Origin of the sequence: Mesorhizobium sp. B2-5-7 (genome assembly GCF_006440875.1) — a bacterium.
In the GTDB taxonomy this organism is placed as follows: domain Bacteria; phylum Pseudomonadota; class Alphaproteobacteria; order Rhizobiales; family Rhizobiaceae; genus Mesorhizobium; species Mesorhizobium australicum.
Map to the genome: position 1 here is coordinate 135,215 of NZ_VFUO01000008.1, position 25,643 is coordinate 160,857.

21 protein-coding genes are annotated in these 25,643 nt (G+C 63.4%); 8 read left to right on the forward strand and 13 right to left on the reverse strand.

Annotation, left to right across the window (positions count from 1 at the left end; translation table 11 throughout):
• Position 1: 1 nt before the first annotated feature.
• The 3 genes from FJ543_RS28450 to FJ543_RS28460 are packed head-to-tail and all read left to right on the forward strand — an operon-like array spanning position 2 to position 4,961.
• On the forward strand, positions 2–1,477 hold the full coding sequence (locus FJ543_RS28450; protein ID WP_140878523.1) for an ATP-binding protein: 1,476 nt from the start codon (positions 2–4) through the stop codon (positions 1,475–1,477).
• Positions 1,477–4,467, forward strand: a complete 2,991-nt coding sequence (locus tag FJ543_RS28455; RefSeq protein WP_140878525.1) for a bifunctional [glutamine synthetase] adenylyltransferase/[glutamine synthetase]-adenylyl-L-tyrosine phosphorylase — start codon at positions 1,477–1,479, stop codon at positions 4,465–4,467. The genes FJ543_RS28450 and FJ543_RS28455 overlap by 1 nt, the downstream gene beginning before the upstream one ends.
• Positions 4,468–4,487: 20 nt before the next feature.
• The gene (locus FJ543_RS28460; RefSeq protein ID WP_140718127.1) at positions 4,488–4,961 is read left to right on the forward strand and encodes a hypothetical protein; all 474 of its coding nucleotides are present in this window, start codon (positions 4,488–4,490) and stop codon (positions 4,959–4,961) included.
• Between the two features lie 51 nt (positions 4,962–5,012).
• Here FJ543_RS28460 and FJ543_RS28465 read toward each other — a convergent pair whose 3' ends face one another.
• Both FJ543_RS28465 and pepN read right to left on the reverse strand, forming a co-directional pair.
• A complete protein-coding gene (locus FJ543_RS28465; RefSeq protein WP_140878527.1) occupies positions 5,013–7,334 on the reverse strand; it encodes a PAS domain-containing sensor histidine kinase in 2,322 nt (773 codons plus the stop codon).
• Between the two features lie 196 nt (positions 7,335–7,530).
• Entirely contained in the window at positions 7,531–10,176 is a 2,646-nt protein-coding gene (gene pepN, locus FJ543_RS28470) for an aminopeptidase N (protein ID WP_140878529.1), read from the reverse strand.
• A 270-nt stretch (positions 10,177–10,446) separates the two neighbouring features.
• Between pepN and FJ543_RS28475 the strand changes: the two genes are divergently transcribed.
• The gene (locus FJ543_RS28475; protein ID WP_140618532.1) at positions 10,447–11,412 is read left to right on the forward strand and encodes a DMT family transporter; all 966 of its coding nucleotides are present in this window, start codon (positions 10,447–10,449) and stop codon (positions 11,410–11,412) included.
• On the opposite strand, the gene FJ543_RS28480 is transcribed toward FJ543_RS28475, so the two are convergent.
• The 3 genes from FJ543_RS28480 to FJ543_RS28490 all read right to left on the reverse strand — a co-directional run bounded on the left by FJ543_RS28480 (position 11,413) and on the right by FJ543_RS28490 (position 13,874).
• On the reverse strand, positions 11,413–12,216 hold the full coding sequence (locus tag FJ543_RS28480) for a helix-turn-helix transcriptional regulator (RefSeq protein ID WP_140878531.1): 804 nt from the start codon (positions 12,214–12,216) through the stop codon (positions 11,413–11,415).
• Positions 12,217–12,269: 53 nt separating this feature from the next.
• Positions 12,270–13,139, reverse strand: a complete 870-nt coding sequence (locus FJ543_RS28485) for a uracil-DNA glycosylase (protein WP_140878533.1) — start codon at positions 13,137–13,139, stop codon at positions 12,270–12,272.
• A 90-nt stretch (positions 13,140–13,229) separates the two neighbouring features.
• Positions 13,230–13,874, reverse strand: a complete 645-nt coding sequence (locus tag FJ543_RS28490) for a hypothetical protein (RefSeq protein WP_015318610.1) — start codon at positions 13,872–13,874, stop codon at positions 13,230–13,232.
• Positions 13,875–14,094: 220 nt separating this feature from the next.
• Here FJ543_RS28490 and FJ543_RS28495 point away from each other — a divergent pair, with 220 nt between their 5' ends.
• Together FJ543_RS28495 and FJ543_RS28500 are read left to right on the forward strand one after the other, a co-directional pair.
• Positions 14,095–15,774 (forward strand): electron transfer flavoprotein-ubiquinone oxidoreductase, encoded by a 1,680-nt coding sequence (locus FJ543_RS28495; RefSeq protein WP_140878535.1) that lies wholly within the window; start codon positions 14,095–14,097, stop codon positions 15,772–15,774.
• 137 nt (positions 15,775–15,911) lie between these two features.
• Positions 15,912–16,508, forward strand: coding sequence for a DUF922 domain-containing protein (locus FJ543_RS28500; protein WP_140823785.1), 597 nt, complete (start codon positions 15,912–15,914; stop codon positions 16,506–16,508).
• Between the two features lie 63 nt (positions 16,509–16,571).
• On the opposite strand, the gene FJ543_RS28505 is transcribed toward FJ543_RS28500, so the two are convergent.
• The 5 genes from FJ543_RS28505 to FJ543_RS28520 all read right to left on the reverse strand — a co-directional run bounded on the left by FJ543_RS28505 (position 16,572) and on the right by FJ543_RS28520 (position 20,247).
• Complete coding sequence (locus FJ543_RS28505) at positions 16,572–17,582, reverse strand: endonuclease/exonuclease/phosphatase family protein (RefSeq protein ID WP_181174107.1); 1,011 nt, start codon at positions 17,580–17,582, stop codon at positions 16,572–16,574.
• A gap of 146 nt (positions 17,583–17,728) precedes the next feature.
• Complete coding sequence (locus FJ543_RS28510) at positions 17,729–19,189, reverse strand: AMP nucleosidase (RefSeq protein ID WP_224584541.1); 1,461 nt, start codon at positions 19,187–19,189, stop codon at positions 17,729–17,731.
• Between the two features lie 117 nt (positions 19,190–19,306).
• Positions 19,307–19,501, reverse strand: coding sequence for a hypothetical protein (locus FJ543_RS28515; protein ID WP_015318605.1), 195 nt, complete (start codon positions 19,499–19,501; stop codon positions 19,307–19,309).
• 40 nt (positions 19,502–19,541) lie between these two features.
• On the reverse strand, positions 19,542–19,697 hold the full coding sequence (locus FJ543_RS31615) for a hypothetical protein (protein WP_181174103.1): 156 nt from the start codon (positions 19,695–19,697) through the stop codon (positions 19,542–19,544).
• A 208-nt stretch (positions 19,698–19,905) separates the two neighbouring features.
• Positions 19,906–20,247, reverse strand: a complete 342-nt coding sequence (locus FJ543_RS28520; protein WP_140878539.1) for a DUF2147 domain-containing protein — start codon at positions 20,245–20,247, stop codon at positions 19,906–19,908.
• Positions 20,248–20,685: 438 nt separating this feature from the next.
• Between FJ543_RS28520 and FJ543_RS28525 the strand changes: the two genes are divergently transcribed.
• Positions 20,686–20,952 carry a sel1 repeat family protein gene (locus FJ543_RS28525; protein ID WP_010915070.1) on the forward strand — a complete coding sequence of 89 codons (267 nt, stop codon included), beginning with the start codon at positions 20,686–20,688 and terminating at the stop codon, positions 20,950–20,952.
• Positions 20,953–21,379: 427 nt separating this feature from the next.
• Positions 21,380–22,501, forward strand: coding sequence for a branched-chain amino acid ABC transporter substrate-binding protein (locus FJ543_RS28530; protein ID WP_140718108.1), 1,122 nt, complete (start codon positions 21,380–21,382; stop codon positions 22,499–22,501).
• 81 nt (positions 22,502–22,582) lie between these two features.
• Here the strand turns inward: FJ543_RS28530 and FJ543_RS28535 are convergent, their stop codons facing one another.
• From FJ543_RS28535 to FJ543_RS28545, 3 genes are all read right to left on the reverse strand, one after another.
• Positions 22,583–24,568, reverse strand: coding sequence for an acetyl/propionyl/methylcrotonyl-CoA carboxylase subunit alpha (locus tag FJ543_RS28535; protein ID WP_140878541.1), 1,986 nt, complete (start codon positions 24,566–24,568; stop codon positions 22,583–22,585).
• A 49-nt stretch (positions 24,569–24,617) separates the two neighbouring features.
• Positions 24,618–24,992 (reverse strand): hypothetical protein, encoded by a 375-nt coding sequence (locus FJ543_RS28540; RefSeq protein WP_181174104.1) that lies wholly within the window; start codon positions 24,990–24,992, stop codon positions 24,618–24,620.
• A gap of 120 nt (positions 24,993–25,112) precedes the next feature.
• Entirely contained in the window at positions 25,113–25,643 is a 531-nt protein-coding gene (locus FJ543_RS28545) for an O-acetyl-ADP-ribose deacetylase (protein WP_140663113.1), read from the reverse strand.

Consider the following 25,643-nt stretch of genomic DNA (forward strand, 5'->3'; position numbering starts at 1 on the left):
CATGGCGCTTTCCGTGCCCGCCATCATGAAGACGACGGCCGCGCGGCTTTCGGCGCTTTATCTCTTGCTTTTCGCGCTCTGCGCGGTGCTGCTCGTCCTCTATATGACTTCGCTCTCGGCGCGCATGCTGACCGGGCAGACGCAGGAGACCATCAACGACGAGGTGCTCGGCCTTGCCCGCGCCTATCAGCGCGGTGGCCTTCCGGTATTGGTCCGCGTGGTCGAGGCCCGCTCGCGGCAGCCCGGCGCCAATCTCTATCTGATCGCCGATGCCAACGGCCAGATCCTGACCGGTAACGTGCAGAGCCTCGAGCCGGGCGTTCTCGAAAACGAAGGCTGGACCACCAGCCCTTTTTCCTATCAGCGCTTTGGCGAGGGAGAACTCGACCGTCTACGCAACTTGCCTGCCGACAAGGGGACCGCACAGCCCGACCAGAGCGACGCGCAAGCGCAGGGCGAGAAGGGCCACAACGCCATTGCCCTGGTGCTGCGGCTGCCGAACCAGATGATCATGCTGGTCGGCCGCGATCTCGGGGAACCAGAGCGGTTCCGTGCCGTCATCCGCCGTTCGCTGATGCTGGCGCTCGGCATGATGGCCCTGGGTGGCATCCTGATCTGGTTCTTTGTCGGCCGCGCGGCGCTGAAACGCATCGATGGCGTATCGGAGGCAAGCCGGCGCATCATGGGCGGGGATCTCTCCGGCCGGCTGCCGGTGACCGGCGCCGGCGACGAGTTCGACCGGCTTTCGGAAAACCTCAATGCCATGCTGGCCAGGATCGCCACGCTCAACGAAGGCCTCAAGCAGGTTTCCGACAACATCGCGCATGACCTCAAGACGCCGCTGACCCGGCTGCGCAACCGGGCCGAAGCGACGCTTTCCGGCAAGCAGAAGACATCGGACTATCGACAGGCGCTGGAAGGCACCATCGCCGAGTCCGACCAGTTGATAAAGACCTTCAACGCCATCCTGATGATCTCCCGCCTGGAGGCGGGCTATTCTTCCGAGCACACCAACCGCGTCGATCTGGCGGCGGCCGTGCGTGATGTCGTCGAACTCTATGAGCCGGTGGCCGAGGAGGCTGGCGTTTCGCTGGACGCCGAGGTGAATGGTGCTTTTGTCGTTGACGGCAACCGCGAGCTGATCGGCCAGGCGCTCTCCAACATCGTCGACAATGCGATCAAGTACTCGACCGATTCGACGTCCAAGCCGGCGGTCCGTGTAAAGCTCGAACGCACGCATGGCGAGATCAGGCTTTCCGTCATGGACAATGGCCAGGGCATTCCCGACGACGCCGATCGCGCCCGGGCGACGGAGCGCTTCGTGCGGCTGGAGAAGAGCCGTTCGCAGCCTGGTTCCGGCCTTGGCCTCAGTCTCGCCAAGGCGGTCATGACATTCCATTACGGCCGGCTTGACCTGCTGCCTGGCAATCCAGGACTATCCGTGGTCATGAGTTTCCCGGCACGCGAGGATCACTGATGGCGGCCGTTGCCAAGCGGAGCAAGACAGACTGGCTGCTCAGCCTGGAAACCCCGCTTGTCCCGCTCGACGAAGCCCGGGCACGACAGGAGCTGGCCGAAATCGCGGACGCAGCGCGCGAAGAGGGGCTGACACGGGTGGCCAAATTCCTGGCCGGCAAAGGCAAGGCGCAGGATCTCCTCGCCGCTGTCTTCGACCTTTCGCCATTCCTGCGCGATACGGCGCGGCGCCGGCCGCAAATCCTGGACGGGCTGTTCGACCTGCCGATAGAGGCCCGTCTGAAGGCGATCACCGCCGCGATCGACCAGGCGCCGCTGGCCGAAACGGTCTCGGAATCCGGCCTGATGATGGAGCTGCGCCGGCATAAGGCCGAGGCGCATTTCCTGATCGCGCTCGCCGATCTTTCGGGCGAGGCCGAAACCTCGCTGACCGTAAGGCGGTTGAGCGATCTCGCCGACGCCTGTACGCGCGCGGCAGTCGATTTCCTGCTGCGTGACGCGCATGGCCAGGGCAAGCTCAAGCTGCCCGACCTCGACAACCCGTCGCATCGATCGGGCTGGATCCTGCTCGGCATGGGCAAGCTCGGCGCGCATGAGCTGAACTTTTCCTCCGACATCGACCTCGTCGTGTTCTTCGATCCGGAGGCACCCGCCGTGGTCGATCCTCTCGACGCCACCGACCTGTTCTCACGCCTGACGCGCCGGCTGGTTCGCATCCTGCAGGACCGCACCGAGCATGGCTATGTCTTCCGCACCGATCTGAGATTGCGTCCCGATCCCGGTTCCACCCCGCTGGCTATCCCGGTTGAAGCCGCGCTTCGCTACTACGAAGCGCGTGGCCAGAATTGGGAACGCGCCGCGATGATCAAGGCGCGCCCGGTGGCCGGCGATCTCGCCGCGGGCGATGCCTTCCTCAAGGAACTCCAGCCCTATATCTGGCGCAAATACATGGATTACGCGGCGATTGCCGACGTCCATTCGATCAAGCGCCAGATTCATGCCCATAAGGGCCATGGCGAGATCGCGGTGAAGGGGCACAACGTCAAGCTAGGGCGCGGCGGCATCCGCGAGATCGAGTTCTTCGTCCAGACCCAGCAGCTCATCGCCGGCGGCCGCTTTCCGGAGCTGCGCGGCCGCGAAACCGTGCCGATGCTCGGTCAACTCGCGGCCCGAGGCTGGATCACATCAGACGCACGAGACGCACTCGCCCTCCAGTACTGGTTCCTGCGCCGCGTCGAACACGCCATCCAGATGGTGGCCGACGAGCAGACGCATACGCTGCCGGAAGACGATGAAGGGCTGGAGCGCATCGCCCGCATGCTGGGTTTTGCCGATGCCGCCGCGTTTGCCGGGGCGTTCCGTGCCTCGCTGCAGCAGGTTGAGCGCCACTATGCGGCGCTGTTCGAAACCGCGCCCGAGCTTTCGGCCGGCATCGGCAACCTGGTCTTCACCGGTGACGTCGACGACCCGGACACGCTGCAGACCCTGCACGGCCTCGGCTTTCAGCGGCCGAGCGATATCTGCCGTGTCATCCGTGGCTGGCATTTCGGCCGCTATCGCGTCACCCAGTCGGCGGAAGCGCGCGAGCGGCTGACGGAACTGACGCCGGCACTGCTCAAGGCCTTTGGCCAGACGCGCCGGGCCGACGAGGCGCTGGTCCGATTCGACGAGTTCCTCGCCGGCCTGCCGGCCGGGATCCAGCTGTTTTCGCTGCTGCAGTCGAATCCCGCACTGCTCAAGCTGATGGCGACGATCATGGGCGCGGCACCAAGGCTGGCGGCCATCATCACTCGCCGGCCGCATGTCTTCGACGGCTTGCTCGACCCGGCATTGCTGACCGAGCTGCCAGACCGCGCCTATCTCTCGGGGCGGCTTTCCGCCTTCCTCGAGGGCGATAGGGCCTATGAGGACGTGCTCGACCGCTTACGCATATTTGCTTCCGAACAGAAATTCCTCATCGGTGTGCGGCTGCTCGCGGGCTCGATCGACCCGGCCCGCGCCGGCCGCGCCTTCTCCGATCTTGCAGACCTGACCATTGCGGCGGCGTTGCAAGCGGTGATCGCCGAATTCGCGGTGCGCCACGGCACGATCGCCGGTGGCGTGGTTTCGCTGCTCGGCATGGGCAAGCTCGGCAGCCGCGAATTGACGGCCGGATCGGATGTCGATCTCATCCTGCTTTACGATCACGACGCGGACGCCGAGGACTCCGATGGTGAAAAGCCGCTGGCGCCGTCGCACTACTACACCCGCATGACACAACGGCTGATATCCGCGGTATCGGCGCCGACGGCGGAGGGGGTGCTTTACGAGCTCGACCTGCGTTTGCGGCCGTCCGGCAACAAGGGACCGGTCGCCACCCATATCGATGCCTTCAAGAAATACCAGCGCCAGGAAGCCTGGACGTGGGAACACATGGCGCTGTCGCGAGCGCGGCCGATTGCCGGCGACGCCGGCCTCTGCGCCGAGGTTGAAGCGGAAGTCGCCGCGCTGCTCGGCCAATCGCGCGACGCGGCGAAGGTGAAAGCCGAAGCTTCCGACATGCGCGCCATGATCGAGCAGGAAAAGCCGCCCCGCGACCCCTGGGACATCAAACTCATACCGGGCGGTCTGATCGATCTCGAATTCATCGCCCAGGTGGCTGTCATCACTGGGCAGGTCGAGCCCGGGCCGCGCGCCACCGGCACGGCCGAGATCCTGTCTCGTCTGACGCCCCGTTTCGCCAATGCCGTGATCCGGCAGGACCTTGGCGAGGCTTACTCCCTTTATCTGGCACTGACCCAGATGACGCGGCTGTGCCTCACCGGACCGTTCGAACGTGACGACGTTCCGCCGGGGCTTTCGGATCTGCTTCTGGCGGTCACCGACCTGCCGGATTTCGGTGTGCTGGAAGCACATCTCAAGGAGACGTCGCAAAAGGTCAGGAAGGATTTCGACCTTCTGCTTCGTGCCGGAGGGTCGCGACCAACGACCGTTCGGCCGCATCGGGGGTGACGATGCAACAGGAGAAAACCATGAGAAAGACAACCAAGCTCGCACTTGCATACATCGCCCTGGCCGGAGCCGTCGGCGGCGCGGCCTATGCCGAGAACCTCGACAGCGCCAACGTGCGTGAGCGCACCATGATGCGGCTCGACAAGGCTATGAAGGACAATGACGGCAAAATCACCTTCGACCAGTTCTCCGATGTCATGGATGCGCGGCTCAAGAAGCTTGTCGCTGACAATGGCGGCAAGCTGACTGTCGCTCAACTCGCCGACGCGCTGGAGAAGGCGCGCTTCGAACGCATGGCCAGGCGCATCATCGCCCGTTACGACAGCAAGGGCGACGGCACGCTGACATCGGATGACATCACCGGCCGCGAAAAGAAGCTTTTCGCGATGCTCGACAAGAACAATGACGGCAAGATCGAGAAGGGCGAACTGCCGAAGGACGGGCGCGATGACCGTCAATGGGATGGCGAAGGCAACGAAGGCGGCGTGCAGTAAGATTTGGTTGATACGGGCTCCGCTCCGAGGTCGTCGACCGGAGCCTGTCGCTCAGGCCGCGGCCTTGACCGCCATTGGCGCCTTCTTCACGGGAATGCGCACCGATACGATCGTGCCGACGCTTTCGGTCGAACGGATCTTCAGTGCACCGCCTTGCAACTCGGCCAGCGAGCGCGAAATGGCAAGGCCAAGGCCGGAGCCGGCATGGTTTTTGGAAAACTGGTTCTGCACCTGCTCGAAGGGGCGCCCCAGCTTGCCGAGGGCTTCCTTTGGGATGCCGCAGCCATTGTCCTCGATCGTCAGCACCAGCGCGCCTGACGTGTTGCGGGCCCTGACCGATATGTGGCCGCCCTGGCCGGTGAATTTCACCGCGTTGGACAGGAGATTGATGACGATCTGCTTGATCGCCCGGCGATCGGCAAACAAAGTCAAGGCGTCGGCAATGCGCGTTTCCACGGTGATCGCCTTCTGCGCCGCCTGCAGCGAGACGACACGCACCGTCTCGCTGATCAGCGGACCGAGGTCGATCTGTTCCTGGTCCAGCGAGAACTGGCCGGCTTCGATCTTGGACATGTCGAGAATGTCGTTGATGACGCCGAGCAGATATTTGCCGCTGCTGTTGATGTCGGTGGCGTACTCCTCGTAGCGCTCCGAGCCCAACGGACCGAACAGCCCCTGTTCCATCAGTTCGGAGAAGCCGATGATGGCGTTGAGCGGTGTGCGCAGTTCATGCGACATGTTGGCCAGGAATTCGGATTTGGCCCGGTTCGCCGCTTCGGCGCGCTCGGTTTCCTTCATGTATTTGCGGTTGAGGTCGACCAGTTCGCGCGCCCGTTCCTCTTCGGCACGGCGGGCGAGGCTGAGATCATGGATCGTCGCCATCAGCCGGCGTTCGCTGTCGACGAGTTTCTCCTGGTGCAGCTTGATCTGGGTGATATCGGACCCGACCGAGACGATGCCACCGTCCCTGGTCCTGAGCTCGTTGACCTGCAGCCAGCGGCCGTCGGACAGCTGCCGCTCGAACGTGGCGCCGCCCTGAGGACCGTTGGTGTTGGCGAGCCGGCGCTCCGAAGCAAAGGCCAGCATACGTTCTTCCAGGGAAGCGCGCGTCACACCCGGCATCACGTCGCGGTCCGAGAGCCCGTTGTCCTGCTGGTATTTGGAATTGCACATGATCAGGTTCTGAGCCGAATCCCACAGCACGAAGGATTCATTGATGTTCTCGATCGCGGTCCTGAGGCGAAGATCGGCCGCTTCGGAGCGCAGCGCCAGGTGGCGCTGCTCGGTGACGTCGACGGCGATGCCTATGAGCTGGATCTCCGGCGCTTCCGGGTCCATGACCTGGGCGCGGGCGCGCATCCACACCCACTGGCCATCGGCATGCCGCATCCGGAACACCTGGTCGATGTGGTCGATCTCGCGCGCGACGATCCTGTTGGCGAGTTCGAACAGGTCGCCATCCTCGGGATGGATGATCTCGTCGACCTCGCCGAAGGACAGCATCGTCTCGCAGGGCTCATAGCCGAGCATGTCGTACATCGAGCGTGACCAGTACATCTTGCCGCGCACCATGTCCCAGTCCCACAGGCCGCAGCGGCCGCGGACCAGCGCCATGTCGATACGCTGATGCGCTTCGACATAGATGCGGTCGGCTGCCTGCGCGCGCGCCGCCTGTCCGAAATAGGCGTAGAGGATGATGATCAGCACGCCGGCCGTCAGCACAAACAGGGTGACGTTGAGCGAGACGGTCTTGCGCCACGTGTCGAAGACCGCCTCTTGGGGGACGAGCGCCGCCGCGGCTCCCTTCCTGTCCTTGCTCAGGCTGACCGCCGCGTACCAGTCCTGCCCGCCGATGTTGACCTCCATGACGCCAGCCCGGTCGCCGAACATGAACAGAGGTTGGCCGCCCTGGACGAGGCCGTCGAGCGAATGGCCTTGCCAGGGCACCGAACGCGGCGTCACCGCGGTGATCCTGAAGGCGCTGTCGGTGATGACCAGCACATGGCTGCGGCCCATGGCGCCCTGGCGGCTGGTGGTCTCCAGCAGGTCCTGGGTGGCGCCCGGCAGCGTGTCCGATGTGGTGGCGAGCGAACTGGCGAGCTGCGCGGCGGCCAGCGTCAGGATAGCCTTGGCATCGCGCTCCACGTCGTCGCGCTCGTTCATCAGCGAGATTACACGCAGCGCCGCGATGACGAGCAGGAAGATGACGATGAGGGCCGGTATCGACCGGCGCAGCAGCGGTTCGGCCGCTAGAAGCCGCTTGTAGGCCGGTTCGGCAATGAGCCGCGTATTCCCGGCAAGGCCGTCGCCGCGCGTCTCGCGACGCGCAAAAACCATCCCACCGGGCGCGCCCCACGCGTCCGCCTTTGCCATAAATGGCACTCCCCGATTTCAGTATGCCGCATTTCTATGTGCTGGTGATCCGGCAACACCGCACTTCCGAATCGCCATTAAAGAATCAAAGGTGATTCGCCTTGTCCAGTGGTCCAGCGAAAAAAGATTAAAAATCGACTAAAATAATGGGCTTTTAGAACCCCGCCGTCTTCCGCAGGGAAGAAGGCGGGAGCGCCTAAGCCAACGTGCGCTCGACGATGTCGCGCAGATCCGCCGACAGGTTTTCGGCATTGGCGATCGAAACCAGCACTTCCCGGGCCTGGGCTTGCCTGCCCGGTTCGAGCGAGCGCCATGACCTGAGCGCCGTCGCCAGTCTTGCCGCCACTTGCGGATTGCGCCTTTCAACCTCGAGCACCGTTCGTGCGAAGAAGCGGTAGCCTTCGCCGTCGGCGCGGTGAAAGCCGGTCTGGTTGGCGCTGGAGAATGTGCCGATCAACGAGCGCACCCGGTTCGGGTTGCCCATCGAGAAGCCCTGGTGAGCGGTCAGGGCGCGAACCGTCTCCACCGCCTGCGGCCCAGGCACGCTGGCCTGGATCTGGAACCATTTGTCCATCACCAGCGGGTCCGACGCATATGTCTGTTCGAAAGCCGCCAGCGCCTTGCTTGCCTCCGGCGATCCGTGGTGGCGATGCGCAAGCACGGCCAATGCGGCCGCCCGGTCGGTCATGTTGCTCGCGGACTGGAAATGCCCGGCCGCCAACGCCGCTCCACCTGGCAGCAGCGAGAGATAATCCAGCAGAATGTTGCGCAAGGCGCGCCGTCCGGCGCTCGCCGCGTCGGGGCTGAAAGCGCTCTTGTCGGCAAGGCTGTCGTAGAGGCCGGAAAATGCCTCGCCATTGGCCATGCCGATCGACAGCGCAAGCGCCTGTCGGGCCGCGTGGATGGCGTCGGGATCGATGTTCTTGCCGATGTCGCGGGCGATGTCGGCGTCTCCAGGCAGCGCCAGGGCCAGGGCCCGATAGGCTGGCTCCAGCGTCTCGTCGCTGGCGATGCTGCCGGCAAGCTCGGTCAGCCGTGGGGCGAAGTCCGGCTGTTTGCCGCCAAGGATCTGGCGGAAGGCAGCGATCAGAGCATCGGTCAACAGCGTGTTGAAGGCCTGCCAGCGCGAGAAGGCGTCGCTGTCATGGCGGGCGAGGAAGTACTGGTCGGCCGCCTTCTGCTCGGCCGACAGCGTCACCGGCGCCGAAAAGCCACGGTTGAGCGACACCGCCGGGCGCTCGGCCACGCCCGAGAAACGCACCACATGGCGACGCTTGCGGACATGGATGACGCCGTCCTCGACGCTGGCGCCCTCGACGCCGCTATACGCGACAGGTTTGCCGCCGGCGCCGATCAGGCCGAAGGCGAGCGGGATATGCATCAGCCGCTTGCGGCTTTCGGAGGGGGTCGGCGGCACCGACTGCTCGATCTCGAGCGTGAATTCCTGTGCGGCCGGATTGTGCGTCGAACCTACCGTCAGGTTGGGTGTGCCCGCCTGATGATACCATAGCGCGAATTGCGACAGGTCGCGGCCGGACGCGTCCTCGAACACCTTTATGAAATCCTCGATGGTCGCGGCCTCGCCGTCGTGGCGTTCGAAATAAAGGTCCATGCCGGCGCGAAAGACCTCGGCCCCGACAATGGTGCGGATCATGCGCACCACTTCGGAGCCTTTCTCGTAGACCGTCGCCGTATAGAAATTGTTGATCTCGCGGTAGCGGCGCGGCCGCACGGGATGCGCCAGCGGGCCCTGGTCCTCGGGAAACTGGTGGGCCCGCAGCGTGCGCACCTCGGCTATGCGCTTGACCGCGCGCGAGCGCTGGTCGGCGGAGAATTCATGATCGCGGAAGACCGTCAGCCCTTCCTTCAGGCAAAGCTGGAACCAGTCGCGGCAAGTGATTCTGTTGCCTGTCCAATTGTGGAAATATTCATGCGCGATGATCGCCTCGATATTGGCGAAATCGGCGTCCGTCGCCGTCTCCTGGTCGGCCAGCACGTATTTGTCGTTGAAGATGTTGAGACCCTTATTCTCCATCGCGCCCATGTTGAAGTCCGACACGGCGACGATGTTGAAGACGTCGAGGTCGTACTCGCGGCCAAACGCCTCCTCGTCCCATTGCATCGACCGCTTCAGCGCGTCCATGGCGTAGCCGGCGAGCGCCTCCTTGCCGGGCTCGACATAGATGCCGAGCTCGACCTTGCGGCCGGACATGGTGACGAAATTGTCGGCGACCTGGCCGAGATTGCCGGCCACCAGCGCGAACAAATAGGATGGTTTGGGGAAGGGGTCGTGCCATGTGGCGTAGTGCCAGCCTTCGGCGAGATCGCCGCTCTCGACCGGATTGCCGTTCGACAGGAGCAGCGGCGCTTCGTCGCGTCGCGCATCGATGCGCACCGTGTAGACCGACAGGATATCGGGGCGGTCGAGGAAATAGGTGATGCGGCGAAAACCCTCCGCCTCGCATTGCGTGCAGTACACGTTGTTCGAGCGGTAAAGGCCCATCAAGGCCTCGTTGCCGGCTGGGGCCAGTTCGGTTTCGATCAGCAGCTGGAAACGAGGTGCCGCCGGCGGTTTGAGCAGGGTCAGTTGGTCGGGGCTCGCCAGCAGATCCGCCGGTCTCACCACCTTGCCGTCGACTTCGACGCGTTTGAGCGTCAACCCATCGCCGTCGAGCACCAGCGGAGCCGACGTGGATATGTCCTCGCGGCGTTCGACGGTCAGTATCGCGGTGACGACCGTTGCCTGCGGCGAAAGACGGAATTCAAGGCTGGTTTCCGGAATGAGGTAGTCGCTGGGGCGATAGTCCTCGAGTTTGAAGACCTGGCCTGTATCGGTGCGCATTCCCTGGCTCTTCCTGTCTTTTCCGGGGACCGGACATGATCTGACCGGTCCAAAAATTTGAAGTCCGCGCTCTTTACACGAAACACTCCCTCGACAAAACTGCGGCAGGGCCTAATTCAGGTCATCCTTTCCTTGTCGCGAGGCAGTCATGACGGCCGTCACACCGAAATTCGGGATGGGCGCTTTCGTTCGGCGCGCCGACAATTTCCCGTTCTGCCATTTCGAGAACCGTAGCGTGCCCTCGACCGCGGGCAGAGACGCATTGCCAAAGTGACATCAGGAGCGGGGGCGCAACCAGAGACGACGGGCGGCCACGGCACCCTGAGAGGCATCGTGCTGAAGATCGTCTCCGTGGCGGTATTTGTCGGCATGCAAACCTGTATCAAGGCGGCGGGCGATGTGCCTGCCGGGCAGATCGTCTTCTTCCGTTCCTTCTTCGCCATCTTCCCGATCATTGTCTTCCTGACGTTGAAGGGACATCTGGCCACGGCATTCGTCACGAAACGTCCCTTCAACCACGTCGCGCGTGGCGTCGTCGGCGTCGGTGCCATGGGGCTCGGCTTTTTCGCGCTCACCAGGCTGCCTCTTCCCGAGGCGATCACCCTGAACTATGCACAGCCGCTGCTGGTCGTGGTGTTCTCCTCGGTCTTCCTTGGCGAGACGATCCGCGTCTATCGCTGGAGCGCTGTCGCGATCGGCCTCATTGGCGTGCTCGTCATTTCCTGGCCGGAACTGACGCTGCTCAATTCGGATGAAGGTCTCGACGACCAGGAGGTCCTGGGCGTCATGGCCGCGCTGGCGGCCGCGGCAATCTCCGCTGTCGCCATGCTGTTGGTGCGCAATCTCGTGCAGACGGAGAAGACGGCGACCATCGTGCTATGGTTCTCGTCGACGGCGAGCGTGCTCTCGCTGTTGACGCTGCCCTTCGGCTGGCAGTCGCTGACGCCAATACAAGCCACGTTGCTCATCCTCGCCGGCTTTTGTGGCGGGCTCGGCCAGATTTTGATGACCGCGGCCTACCGTCATGCCGAAGCCTCGGTCGTGGCGCCTTTCGAATACACCTCGATGATCCTGGGCGTCGTCGTCGGCTACTTCGTTTTCGGCGACGTGACCTCGCCCGGCACGCTGGTCGGTGGCGTGATCGTGGTCGCCGCCGGCATCTTCATCATCTGGCGCGAACGGCAGCTGGGTCTGGAGCGGACGCGCACCCGCAAAGCTGCGCTGCCGCAAGGGTGATCAGGACCGTTCCTTCGCCAAGCGTACCAGCATCGCCCGTGTCTGCTCATCGGCCGGGAAAAAGGATTCGATCGCCAGTTCCGAAAGGGTGACATCCAGTGGCGTGCCAAACACGGTGATGGTGCTGATGAAGGAAAGCACCCTATCGCCATGGGCAAGCCGCAGCGGATGCACGATCGCATTCGGCTCGACCGGCGCCGGCCGGCTGCTCTGCAGGCCAGAGGGATAACCGCGAAGCTCTTGCTCCAATGCCACCAGCACCGGGTCACCGGCAGCATCGTTCTGATGTTTCAGCCGTTCGAGCAGGTGGGTGCGCCATTCCTGGAGGTTCACGATCCGCGGCGCGACACCACCTGGGTGCAGGCTGAGCCGCAGCACATTGACGGGTGGCTGGAGCAGAGAGGGCTCGGAAACATCGGCCAGGAATGGCCCGATCGCCGTGTTCGCCGCAACCAGGTTCCAGTGCCGGTCCACCGCCAATGCCGGAAACGGCTCATGCCCCTTGAGCACCATCTCGACCGCCGCCATTGCCGGTGCCAGCGTCGTGTCGGTGAGCGGCCGTTCGCTGAAGCTCGGCGCGAAGCCCGCGGCCAGCAGCAATTGATTGCGCTGCCGCAGCGGGATCGCAAGCTGCTCGGCCAGATGCAGCACCATGTCGCGCGAGGGCGCGGCACGACCGCTTTCGACGAAGGAGAGATGCCGTTGCGAGATCTCGGCCTCCATGGCGAGGTCGAGCTGGCTCATGCGACGTCGCGTGCGCCATTCGCGGATCAGGCTACCGGCGGAGGTTTGGGGCGTTGTCATGCAGGACGACTAGGCTGACGCTGAATGTATTTCAATTACCTGCAAGGTCATCGTTAGCTCACTTCTCGCAGCTTCGCCTTCACTTCGAGAAAATCCCGCCATGCGAGCTTCTTGTGCGCGGGCGTGCGCAAGAGATAGGCCGGATGCAGTGTCGGCATGGCCGGAATGGCAATGCCGGAACCCGTTGTGTGGACGCGCCAGTTGCCGCGCAGCCGCAGGATTCCTTCCGAGGTGTTGAGCAATGTCTTGGCCGACGGGCCGCCGAGATTGATCAGCACCTTGGGATTGACCAGCTCGATCTGACGCTCGATGAACGGCCGGCAGATCTCGGTTTCGTGCGGCGTCGGCGTGCGGTTGCCGGGTGGGCGCCAGGGAATGACATTGGCGATGTAGACCGAGCTACGGTCGAGGCCGATCGCCGCCAGCATCCGGTCGAGCAGGCGACCCGAGCGGCCGACGAAGGGCAGTCCTTCAATGTCCTCATCACGGCCGGGGGCTTCACCGACCAGCATGACAGCGGCTTGCGGGTTGCCGTCGGCGAATACCAGGTTCTTGGCAGTGGCCTTGAGATTGCAGCCCTCGAAAGCGGCCATGTGCTGGCGCAGCTCGTCCAGGGTCGTCGCCGTCATTGCCAGTTGGCGTGCCAGCGCCGCCTGCGCTTCGTCGGGCACGGCCGAGGTGGGCGGGCGCGGGGCCGGAGCATCCGGCAAGGCGCGCCCATCGAGGCGCGGTGGACCCGCGGCCGGCTCCGGTACCTTGCTTTCGCGTGGCGCCGCCGCCGGCGTGCGCTCCGCCGGCTTCGGCACGGCCTCCGCGAACCGATTGACCGGCGCATCCTCCAACGCCTCGTCAACACCCGCGCTGGCATAGAAGGCGAGCAGATCGGCCAAATCGACCGGATTGTTGGGAGAGGCGGCAGTCATGGCCGCACCATCGTCCGGGCGGGACCAATTTGCAACCTCGGCGAAGTCGGTCGCGGCAGCCAATCCCGCTTGCCAAGGTGAGGTCGCGGTCTAGCCAGTGGGTATGCGTGGATCCTGAACCAAATAGAAGGTCCATCGCGGCGTGTAGTCGGTCATCAGGAATTCGAAGCTGGCGGTCTTCAGCGGGTCCACCTTGCCGTTTTTGAACAGCAGCCGGTCATAGGGCTCGAAATCGCGGTCGAAATCGGCGAAATTGCTCGACCAGATATTGTCGGGCGTCTTGTTGCGCTGGTCGAACGAAAGCCCGTCTCCGAACACGCTTGGCTGGTCCAGTATTTCCTGAAGCTCGAACTGGAACTCGATCCAGGCCTGGCCGCTGTTGTTGAGCACGTCAATGCGCATATACATGATGCCATTGGCGAACTCGCCTGCTCTGCCGAATGCCTGGATCGGCTTTGTGGTGCGGATGGTCAGCGTCACGGGTGTCGCCGAATTCAGCTCTTCGGTGATGACCAGCGGATCGTCCTTGGTTCCGATGCCGGAGGCTCCGGTGATGCGGAAACCGCCAAGCTCGTCGGAAAACGAGTATGCGCCTGTCGCCCAGACCTTCACTTCATCCGCGACGGCATGACACGGGCTCGACGCCAGAAGGGCCAAAATAAGCGCCCGGCAGGCCCGGCCGGGCGTTGATGGAAAGCGCGTCGAAGAGAAGCCGCCTGGCCCGGGAATGCGCATGGCGGGAAGTATGGCCGATAAGCAAGCCGTCGAACAATAAAAAACGCAAGCCTCGCGGGCCGCGCCGCGTGGAAATGGCCTCTCTGCCGCGCAAAGCGCGACTCTTTGGCCAAATCGGCATTGTCACGTATGCGCCGGTTTCCTGTCGCCAATTGATGCGCTATGCAGCGCAGGAGCCAGCAAGATACGCCAACGGCGGCAAGCCAGTGCGGAGGGGTTGATGAGCGATATCGAACGCGAAAGCATGGAATTCGACGTGGTCATCGTCGGTGCCGGACCGGCCGGCCTTGCCGCGGCCATCCGCCTCAAGCAGGTCAATCCCGAGCTCTCCGTCGTCGTGCTGGAAAAGGGCGGCGAAGTCGGCGCCCACATCCTGTCGGGGGCCGTCGTCGATCCGATCGGCATCGACCGGTTGCTGCCTGGCTGGCGCGAGGAGGATGGTCATCCCTTCAAGACGCCGGTCACTGCGGACCATTTCCTGGTGCTCGGCCCCGCCGGTTCGTTCCGCCTGCCCAACATCTTCATGCCGCCGCTGATGAACAACCACGGCAACTATATCGTCTCGCTCGGCAACGTCTGCCGCTGGCTGGCTGGCAAGGCCGAGGCGCTCGGCGTCGAGATCTACCCAGGCTTTGCCGCGGCCGGCCTGCTCTACAATGAAGAAGGTGCCGTCACCGGCGTCGTCACCGGAGACATGGGCGTCGAGAAGGACGGCACGCATGGTCCGGGCTTCGCGCCGGGCATGGCGCTGATGGGCAAATATGTGCTGATCGGCGAAGGCGCGCGCGGTTCGCTGGCCAAGCAGTTGATCGCTAGATATAAACTCTCCGACGGCCGCGAGCCCGGCAAATACGGCATCGGCCTCAAGGAACTCTGGCACGTCAAGCCGGAGAACCATCGGCCGGGTCTGGTGCAGCATTCCTTCGGCTGGCCGCTGGACATGAAGACTGGCGGCGGTTCGTTCCTCTATCATCTGGAGGATAATCAGGTGGCGGTCGGCTTCGTCCTCCACCTCAATTACAAGAATCCCTATCTGTCGCCTTTCGAGGAATTCCAGCGCTTCAAGACCCATCCGGCGATCGCGGGCACGTTCGACGGCGCCAAGCGCCTGGGCTACGGCGCGCGCGCCATAACCGAGGGCGGCTGGCAGTCGGTGCCGAAATTGTCGTTCCCGGGCGGTGCGCTGATGGGGTGCGCGGCGGGCTTCGTCAACGTGCCGCGCATCAAGGGCTCCCACAATGCGGTGCTGTCGGGGATGCTGGCGGCCGAGCATGTCGCCGAGGCGATCGGCGCGGGCCGTGCCAATGACGAGCTTTCCGCCTATGAGGATGCCTGGCGGGCGACCGACATCGGCAAGGACCTGAAGAAGGTGCGCAATGTCAAGCCGCTGTGGTCGCGGTTCGGCACCATCATTGGCGTCAGCCTCGGCGGCCTCGACATGTGGCTGAACACGCTGTTCGGCGTCTCGCCCTTCGGCACGCTGAAGCACGGCAAGGCCGACTATGCCACGCTCGAGCCTGCCGCCCAGCACAAGAAGATCGTCTATCCGAAGCCGGATGGCGTGCTGACCTTCGACCGTCTGTCCTCGGTGTTCCTATCCAACACCAATCACGAGGAAAACGAGCCGGTCCATCTGCTGGTCGGCGACATGGACCTGCAGAAACGCTCGGAACATGATGTCTTTGCCGGACCTTCCACACGCTATTGCCCGGCCGGCGTCTACGAATGGGTCGACAAGGACGGCAACGCCGCCGCCGACCCGCAGGCGAAGGATGTGCGCTTCGTCATCAACGCGCAGAACTGCGTCCACTGCAAGACCTGCGACATCAAGGACCCGAACCAGAACATCGACTGGGTGCCCCCGCAAGGCGGTGAAGGACCGGTCTACCAGGGCATGTGACCCCTGCGCCGCCGGGCCGTCCAGGGCGCGGCAGCAAAATTGCAGCGGAGTTCTGGCTGCGAGAGCATGCAGCGCAGCAGAACCGTTGAAACTATCACCGGCTTATGGTTCCCTCTCCGGGGACAAGGAGAAGGCCGATGCGCCGGACAGTTCTGACATGCCTCGCCGTCATCGGGACACTGTGCGCGCCTGAGGCCTTGGCCGGCACCAGGGCAATCGTCCAGACGCGGACCTACGACATCACGGGAAACTCGGGTACGGCCTTCATCGACGCGATGGACAGCAAGGGGCCCAAGCACGGCTTCATGACGCATGCCATAGCCACAACCGCCTATACGGTCGACTGGGATCTCGGCGGAGGCCAGGACAACGGCGTCTGCCGGCTGCGGCGGGTCAACGGCACGCTCAATCTGTTCTACACCTTCCCTCGCGTCGGCTCGCCCATGGCGCCGACGTTGAAGAGGCGTTGGAACAGGTTTTTCGCCGGTGTTCGCGCCCATGAGGAAACACATGGGCGCATCGCCAGGGAGATGATGCGCGTGACAGAAAGGTCGATAACTGGCCTGCGGGTCGCCAACGACCCGTCATGCGACAAGGCGCGCGGCGAGGCTCGGCTTCGCATCAAGGCCGTTTATGCAGAATATGAGGCGAGGCAAAACGCCTTCGATCGGCGTGAGCATCGCGATGGCGGCCATGTCGAACATCTGATCGCTGCCTTGATCGGGAAACCTTGAACGAGCAATCCGTTCGCCATCTCAACGCTTCGCCGCGGCGCGGGTGCTCCATTCGTTGATGCGTCAGCCGTGCGGCTCAGCAGGCAAACCGTGCGCCGCGAGCGCGGTGGCGTGCCCATCCTCAGGCTGTTTCTCATCGGACCGGACCGAGAATTCGACCAGCACCGGCAGGTGGTCGGAGCCGGTATCTTCCAGCCGCGTCGAAGACAGGATCGTCACGCCGCCTTTGCTGAACACCTGGTCGATCGGCAGGCCTGCATAGCGGCGCAGGAAGTCGGGCAGTGTCCGGTGGATCCAGGTCGGGCCGGCGGAAGGCATGAGTGTCAGCCCGCCGAGAGCCGCGACCCGCCGCACCGCGGCACTCCACGGCACGGCGTTGCAATCGCCCGCCATGATCGCGGTCTCGCCGAGCGCGGCCAGTGGCTGCGCCAGTTCGCCGATCTGCCAGTATTGCTCCTTCGGCCAGGGCCAGCTCAAATGAACCGCGGCGACATCGACATCGGTGCCGCCGAAGTCGACCGTGGCGATGGCCATCGCGCCGCGCGGCTCGCAGCGCGGCGCGGCGTCGGCGGCAAAGGGCCGGCGCGACAGCAGCGCCACGCCGAACATGCCGTTGGGGTAGGGGCAGAGGATTCGGTAGGGGTAGGCGCTGGCGATGTAGCCAAGCTCGGTCGTCCACATCTGCGACACCTCGTCGAGCGTGATCACGTCCGGATTGGTGCGGCCGATCAGTGAGAGCACTTTCTTAGGTGTTGGGTTGTTGAAGCGCAGATTCATCTGCAGCAGGCTGTAGACGATCTGGCCGGTCGGCTTGGCGGCCGCCTGTTGTGGCCACCATTTGGGCAGCGCACCCGTCGTTGTGGCCAGGCAGGAAATGGCAAAAAGCAGCCCAGCCGCGGCTTGCAGCCGAAACGAGCTGGCGAGCAGCGGCAGCGCCAGAAGTGCCATCAGCACGCTGAGATGAATGCGGAAATGCGAGAAGGAATCGAACGCCGGGTGCAGTGCGCCGAAAAATCCGGCCAACAAAGCGGCCGACAATGCCGTCATCGCCAGGAATGCCAGCCCAGCCGTCATGTTCAAGCGCGCGCCTGTTGCCATTGAGGTCGTGTCTGCGAGGTTGTATCCGCTGAATGCCGCCTGTCGGTCCGTTCGATTTGCTTATCGGCCAAATTGCGGCCTGAGCAAGACGACGAATTGCCTCGCCGAGGCTTCGCGGTCGCCTACTGGAATGCCGTTTCCGAAAAGCTCCGGAGCTTGCGCGAATGCAGCCGCTCCATCGGCATCTCCGCCAGCTTCTCCATCGCCCTGATACCGATAGTCAGGTGCTGCGCCACCTGCCGCTTGTAGAACTCGGTCGCCATCCCAGGCAGCTTCAACTCGCCATGCAGCGGCTTGTCGGAAACGCACAGCAGCGTGCCGTAGGGGACGCGGAAGCGGAAGCCATTGGCGGCGATGGTCGCCGATTCCATGTCGAGCGCAATGGCGCGCGACTGCGACAGCCGCTGCACCGGTCCGCGCTGGTCGCGCAGTTCCCAGTTGCGGTTGTCGATGGTGGCGACGGTGCCGGTACGCATGATGCGCTTCAAATCATAGCCCGACAGGCCGGTGACCTCGGCGACGGCTTCCTGCAGCGCGACCTGGATCTCGGCCAACGGCGGGATCGGCACCCAGACCGGAAGATCGTCGTCCAGCACGTGGTCCTCGCGCACATAGGCATGCGCGAGCACATAGTCGCCGAGCGCCTGGGTGTTGCGCAGCCCGGCGCAGTGACCAAGCATCACCCAGGCATGTGGCCGAAGCACCGCGACATGGTCGGTGATGGTCTTGGCGTTGGAAGGACCCACGCCGATATTGACCATGGTGATGCCGCCATGGTTCGGCTTCTTCAGATGGTAGGCCGGCATCTGCGGCAGGCGCTGTGGCGCTACGCCTTCGCTGGGCGCGCTCTGCCCGGCCCGGGTGATAACGTTGCCAGGTTCGACAAATTCCGTGTAGCCGTCACCGCCCTTTTCCATCAGGTCGCGGGCGCGGGCGACGAACTCGTCGATATAGAATTGATAGTTGGTGAACAGCACGAAGTTCTGGAAATGCTGCGGGCTGGTTGCGGTGTAGTGCGTCATGCGGTGCAGCGAATAGTCGATGCGCTGCGCCGTGAACGGCGCCAGCGGCCGGGGCTCGCCGAAGGCCACTTCGAACGTGCCATTGGCGATCTGATCGTCGGTGCCGTCGAGATCCGGCACGTCGAACAGGTCGCGGATCGGCCGCTTGATCCGTTCGGCAGCGGCGCCGTCGACATAGGTGCCTTCCAGGAAAGCGAAATGCAGCGGGATCGGCGTGGTCGATTCCGAGACGGTTACCGACACGCCGTGATTGCGCATGATCAGCCGAAGCTGCTCGATGAGGTAGGTCTCGAACAGGTCCGGCTGGGTAACCGTGGTGGCGAAATGCCCTGGTGTTGGCATGTGGCCATAGGCCTGGCGCGAGTCGACCTGGGTGAACGAACTCGTGGTGACGCCGATCTCGGGGTAGAAGGCCCGGTAGCGCTTGCTGCTGTCGCCGCCGGCGGCTAGGGCCGCGAAGGAATCGCGCAGAAACTTGGTATTGCGGTCGTAGAGCACCTGCAGCGCGGCAACGGCCTTTTCGGCGTTATCGAAGCTTTGCCGGCCAAAGGGCTCGGGCATGACGACAGATTCGATGGCTTGGGGATAGATTCGCTTTTCCATGGCTCAATATAGAGACTTGGACGGGCGGTTGGGAGGGGGCTCGCCGCCGAAGGCGCTCAAAGCGCGCTTTTTTCTTCAACCGCGCTGCAGGCTGACCAGCAGTACGAACCCGACGCCTGACTTTCTGAGCGCCGGCGCCTCGATCGTCGAGCCGCTATCGGCGCGCATCATCGGCACCGCCAGGACCGGAGCGGCCAGAAGTATCAGGATGAGCGCCGCCCGCGGCAGGAGCCGGAGGGTCTTGGAGAGGTTGGCGGCGATGCGGTTCATGATCTCTGGGCTTTTCTTTTCGAGGTCCGGGTTCTCTGTTTCAGTGACGAAAATCGGTCGGGCAGGCGAGGTGGCACATTCTGGTGGCGTCGTCCCAGGAGCGCGGGGAACGGCCCGCTTCGGCGACGAGGATGGCGAAGAACATTCCAAACAGGCTCATCAGCAGGCAGACGATGGTGAAGCGGCGAGCAAGCATTGGGTCCGTGTCTCCTTCAACACGCATGACAATGCCCTTACGCCTCTGAACCAGCTCTGATGCCGGCGTTCATCTGCCGTTCAAATTGATTGAAGGGATGTTGACTGGGTTGCGGCAACCAGAATGCCGACCGAGCGCTGCCTGCTCATCGACAGAACGGAAACGGGGCCCGCCAGGCCCCGTTTAGAGATCACACGGAAATGGTCGCTTAGAGTCTATGCCAGGTCTGGCTCTTGCAGATCAGTCCGCCGAGCACGCAACCGCTCATCTTGAGCGAGGCGCCCGACAAGGTTGCCTTGCCCGAATAGGTCTTGTCATTTGCCGGATCGGTGATGTTGCCGGTGTATTTGTTGTCGCCGGCCGCCTTGAGCGAGCCGATGGTCTTGCCGGCATATTTGCCTGATTTGAGCGTGATGGAGAACGAGCTGCTGCCTGAAATGGCAGCGGTGTCGCCGGCTTGCGTTTTCCAGTTGCCCTCGATCGGATCGGCCCACGCCGCGCCGCTCAGGATCAAAGTGGCCGCCAGGGCCAGGCTCACTTTTCGAGACATGTCTTCCTCCCTTTGGATAGCCGGCCGGATGCTCCGCCTCGCCGGTCTGCCGCTTACGCAAACGTAAGCTAATCCAGCTTCCGTCAAAACGAAAGCGGTGCCGCAACGGAAGGCTTTGGCATTTCGAAAGCGCCTGAATCCGCCCTGTCGGCCGGAAATGAAAACGACCGGCGCCTCGTGTTTGTTTTCTAGGGTTAGCAGAGTGTTGACCGCGCGCTCGAAAATTTTCGTCAAATTTGGCGAAAACCGGCTGAATTGCTGGCTTCGTATCCTTAACGAATTTTCGCGTTTACCTCTTGTTTTAGCTTTGTTTTCCTCAAATTAAGCACGCCATTTAACGACGGATTCAAGCCTGCGCGGCATTCTCGAAAGCATCGAAAGAGCGGCCCGGACAAGACGAACGGAGGCAGCTCTCGGGAGCCAGACAGGGGACTAAAAATGGCACGTTTTGAAATGCTTGAAGCAGGCTTCGGCGCCATGGGGGCAACTGCCCAGGCCGACATTCTTTTCGAACTGGGCATGATGTATGCGACCGGCCGCGATTGCGAAACCGACGTCGTTGCCGCCCACAAATGGTTCAACATCGCCGCCATCAAGGGATCGGCCCGCGCCGCCGAGTTGCGCTCGGAACTCTCGGCGGCCATGTCGAAGGTCGAGATCGCCAAGGCGCTGCGCGAAGCCCGCGAATGGATGACCATGCACTGAGTTCCGCCAGACGGGGACGCTCCGGCCAAGACCGCAGAAAGACGGTCGGGCCAACAGGGAAAAGGCTGCGCAGACAGCCAGGCCACGGCCATCGACAACGAGAATGCGGCACGCCGACAGGTCCAAGCCGCGCGACGGACCATGATCCCGAAGACTCCGGTTTTCGGAAGGATCATGGCCAACAGGAAGACAGGGAAGGTGGGTTGGGTTCACAGCGCGGGGGCGCCGGGGAAACAGCCTGACAGGCAAAAAAAGCCACGACCGGCCGGAACAAGGCTGGCGTGGCTTTTTGCGTGGATGAGGCCGCGCAGGCCCAATCGAGTGGCGCCAATGCGCCTAGACAGGTCCGATGAAGGATGAAATTGTCCCGCCTCTCTGGAAGAAGCGCGGCCGGGCGGCCGCGCGTGAGTGGAGGAGTTCTATTGTCATGAAAAAAATGAGTGTTTTGAGCGCGGCCATTTTCGGCCTGATGATGAGCGCGCCGGTCGCGTTCGCCGATGACATCACCATCTCGGTGGTCGGCCCGATGACCGGACAGCTCGCCACCATCGGCGATCAGTTCAAGCAGGGCGCACAGGCCGCCGCCGATGCCATCAACGCGGCTGGCGGCGTCAACGGTTCCCAGATCAAGCTCGACATCGAGGACGACCAGTGCGATCCCAAGCAGGCGGTGTCGGTCGCCAATCGCATCGTCGCCAACAGCGTCAAGTTCATCGACGGGCATGCCTGCTCGGGTTCCAGCATTCCGGCCTCGGCGGTCTATGCCGAAGCCGGCGCGCTGATGATGAGCCCGGCTTCCTCGAACCCGGTGCTGACCGATGCGGCCGCCAAGGCCGGCTGGTCGACGATCATGCGTCTCTATACGCGTGACGACGCACAGGGCGCCTTCATCGGCCCGTGGATCGCCAAGAAATACGCCGGCAAGAACGTCGTCATCCTGCACGACAAGAGCGCTTACGGCCAGGGCGTGGCTGATGCCGTCAAGGCGACCATGAATACCGGTGGCCTCAAGGAGGTCTATTATGACGCCATCAACCCCGGCGAGAAGGACTATTCGGCGCTTGTCACCAAGCTGAAGGATCTCAAGGCCGATGTCGTCTATTTCGGCGGTTATCATCCTGAAGCTGGCCTGATCCTGCGTCAGTCGGCGGAACAGAATTTCAAGTTCCAGCTGATCATGCCGGACTCGATCGCTTCGCCGGAATTCTGGCAGGTTGCCGGCCCGGCCGGCGAGGGCACGATGTTCGTGTTCCCGTCGGATCCGCAGGCAAAGCCGGAAGCCAAGGCAGCCGTCGAGAAGATCAAGGCCGGCGGCTTCGTGCCGGAAGGCTTCACGCTGTTCTCCTATGCCGTGGTCCAGGCATTCGCCGAAGGCATCAAGCGTGCTGGCAGCGATGATCCGGCCAAGGTTGCCGAGGCGCTGAAGAATGGCACGGCGATCAGCACCGTTGTCGGCGACGTCACCTTCGACGAGAAGGGCGACCTCAAGAATGCCAGCTACGACATCAACCAGTGGCATGACGGCAAGTACGCGCCGATCGCGCAGTAATCGCCCTGGCAGTCGGGTACTCCAAGGGAATGGCCGGGTTCGTCCTGGCCATTTCCGTTTGCGGTCCGCGGTGCGCTCCTTCTATCCGCCGGCGGCCGCGGTGGACGCGTTCTGGTCCTCGGCGAACCGCACCAGCACTGTCCCGTCGGTGACCTGTGCGCCTTCCCCGGCGACCTCGGCGATCACCCCGTCATGCGGGGCGGCGATGGTGTGCTCCATCTTCATCGCCTCGAGGATCAGCAGAGGTTGTCCTTTGATCACAGCGTCGCCTTTCGCCACGCGCACAAGCTTGACCAGGCCCGGCATCGGTGCGCGCAGGCTGCCGGTGGCGGCGGCCGCTTCATCGCTCCTGGCCAAGGGGTCCGGCACCGCGAAAGTATAGCCGACGGCGCCTTCGAACACCGTGATGTGGCCAGGCCAGCGGGCGAGGCGGGGAACGGCGCGAAGATCATGCAAATTGGTGCTGTCATAAGGCGCATCGAGCGCCACCTGGAAGCGCCCGTCCGATCGCACTGAAATCCTTGCCTGAATGGCTTCGTCGCCGAACGTCAGCCGCATGCGCTGCGCCCCGCCGTGGAAATGCGCATAGCCGGCGAGTGATGACCATGGGTCGTTCGACGACGGCAATGCTCCGGCACCCGAGGCCGCCATGGCGGCAGCCGAGATGATCTCGCCGGTCGGCGGCGCGACCGCCGTCAACGCCTCCTGGTGTCTGCCGATCAGGCCGGTATCGATGTCTTCAGCCGCAAAATCCGGATCGGCGGCAAGAGCGGCAAGAAAAGCGGTGTTGACGGTGGAGCCGGCAATCTCGGTTTGCGCGAGCGCGGTGCGGAGCGCTTCCAGCGCCTGCCGTCTGTCTCCGGCATGGACGACCAGCTTCGCGATCATCGGGTCGTAGTAGGGCGAGATGGCATCGCCAGCCCGCACGCCGGTCTCGATGCGCATTGTTGCCCCGTCGGGCGCCGCGTCGGGAAACTTCAGGTGGTGCAGCGTGCCTGTCGCCGGCAGAAACCCCTTGGCCGCATCCTCGGCATAGATGCGCGCCTCGAAAGCATGGCCACAAAGCGTGATCTCGCTCTGCGTCTTCGGCAGTTTTTCGCCGCCGGCGACCCGTAACTGCCACTCGACGAGATCGGTGCCGGTGACCATCTCGGTGACCGGATGCTCGACCTGCAGCCGGGTGTTCATTTCCATGAACCAGAAGCGATCGGCCTCGAGGCCTTGCGAGGCGTCGACGATGAATTCGATGGTGCCGGCGCCGGAATAGTTGATTGCTCTGGCGGCTTTTACCGCCGCCTCGCTCATTGCCTTGCGCAAAGCCGGCGTCATGCCGGGGGCGGGGGCCTCCTCGATTACCTTCTGGTGGCGGCGTTGCGCCGAACAGTCGCGCTCGTAGAGATGCACCGCATTGCCGAAATTATCGCCGAACACCTGCACTTCGATATGGCGCGGCTTGTCGACATATTTCTCGACCAGCACGCGGTCGTCGCCGAAAGCGGCCTTTGCTTCGCGCCGGGCGCTGGAGAGTGCCTCGGAAAAGTCATCGGGATGCTCGACGCGGCGCATGCCCTTGCCGCCGCCGCCAGCGCGCGCCTTGATCAGCACGGGATAGCCGATCTCGCGGGCCTTTGACGCAAGCAGCACGATTTCCTGCGCCTCGCCATGATAGCCCGGAACGACCGGAACGCCGGCTTTTTCCATCAGCCGCTTGGCGGCGTCCTTCAGCCCCATGGCGCGGATCGAGGCCGCCGACGGGCCGATGAAAACGAGGCCTGCCGCCACCACCTGGTCGACGAAATCGGGGTTTTCCGACAGGAAGCCGTAACCGGGGTGGATAGCCTGCGCACCCGTGGCCAGGGCCGCGGCGACAATCCTGTCACCGCGCAGATAGCTCTCGCCGACCGGCGAAGGACCGATATGGACCGCCTCGTCGGCCATCTCGACATGCAGGGATCTCGCGTCGGCATCCGAATAGACGGCGACAGTGTGCACGCCCAGCTTGCGAGCCGTGCGGATGACGCGGCAAGCGATCTCGCCCCGATTGGCGATCAGGATTTTGCTGAACATGGAGCCTCCCGGGTCAGTATCGGGCGGCGCCATTTTGGTAGGCACCGGCCTATTTCGAAGCGGCGATCTCGCAGGCGCCGCCGGTGGTTACCTTGTAGTGCGCGCGCGTGGTCAGACAGGATTTCATAGCCAGTTCTTCCGCTGCCTTTTGTGACGGCGCGTTCAGATGCCCGCCGCAGATTATGTATGATGACATGATCCGGGCATAGGGCGTGGTAGCGTAGGCCGAATGGCCGCCGGCCGCCACATAGGCCTTGTAGGTCTTGGTACATGGATCTTTCAAATTTCGTGGCAAATAGGGCGGGAAACGCTTGTCTCCCTCGCTTCCCGCCAGCGATCCGGCCACGCCCACGCCATGCGCGGCGGTTAGCAGCAATGCCGAAAGTATTAAAGTAGACGCATTCCGTGAATATTTCCGTTCCATTCTCACCCCATCCCCATTGCAAAGTGCAGGACGAGCGATAGCGAATATTCTCCGGCGCCGCCAGAGCTGCGGGATGAGCTCGCGATTTCGTGAGCGAACGAAAGGCCTGGCCTATAAAATTCAATCTCCACCCAATGTTGCAAGATGTTGACGGTATAGTTCCGCCATCGCTTCGTCGAAGCAGCAGAAAACAACGATTTCGGGAAGCGCGTTGTGCTTGATGAAGTCATTGACCTCATAGACGGCGATTTCGGTCGCCTCGTCTTTCGGGTAGCGGTAAACACCGGTCGAGATCGCGGGAAACGCCACCGAACGGCAATCATTGGCGGTCGCGAGTTCCAGCGACCTGCGATAGCAAGAGGCCAGCAGTTCGGCTTCGCCCTTGCCGCCGCCCTGCCAGACCGGCCCGACCGTGTGGATGATATGTCGAGCTGGCAGCTTGTAACCCTTGGTGATCTTGGCGTCGCCGACCCTGCATCCGTTCAACATCCGGCATTCTATCTCGAGCTCACGACCCGCCGCGCGGTGGATGGCGCCATCGACTCCACCGCCGCCGAGAAGCGAGGTGTTGGCAGCATTGACGATGGCGTCGACATCCAGCTTCGTGATGTCGCCGGTGTGGATGCGGATCCTGTCTTGGGCCTTGCTCAT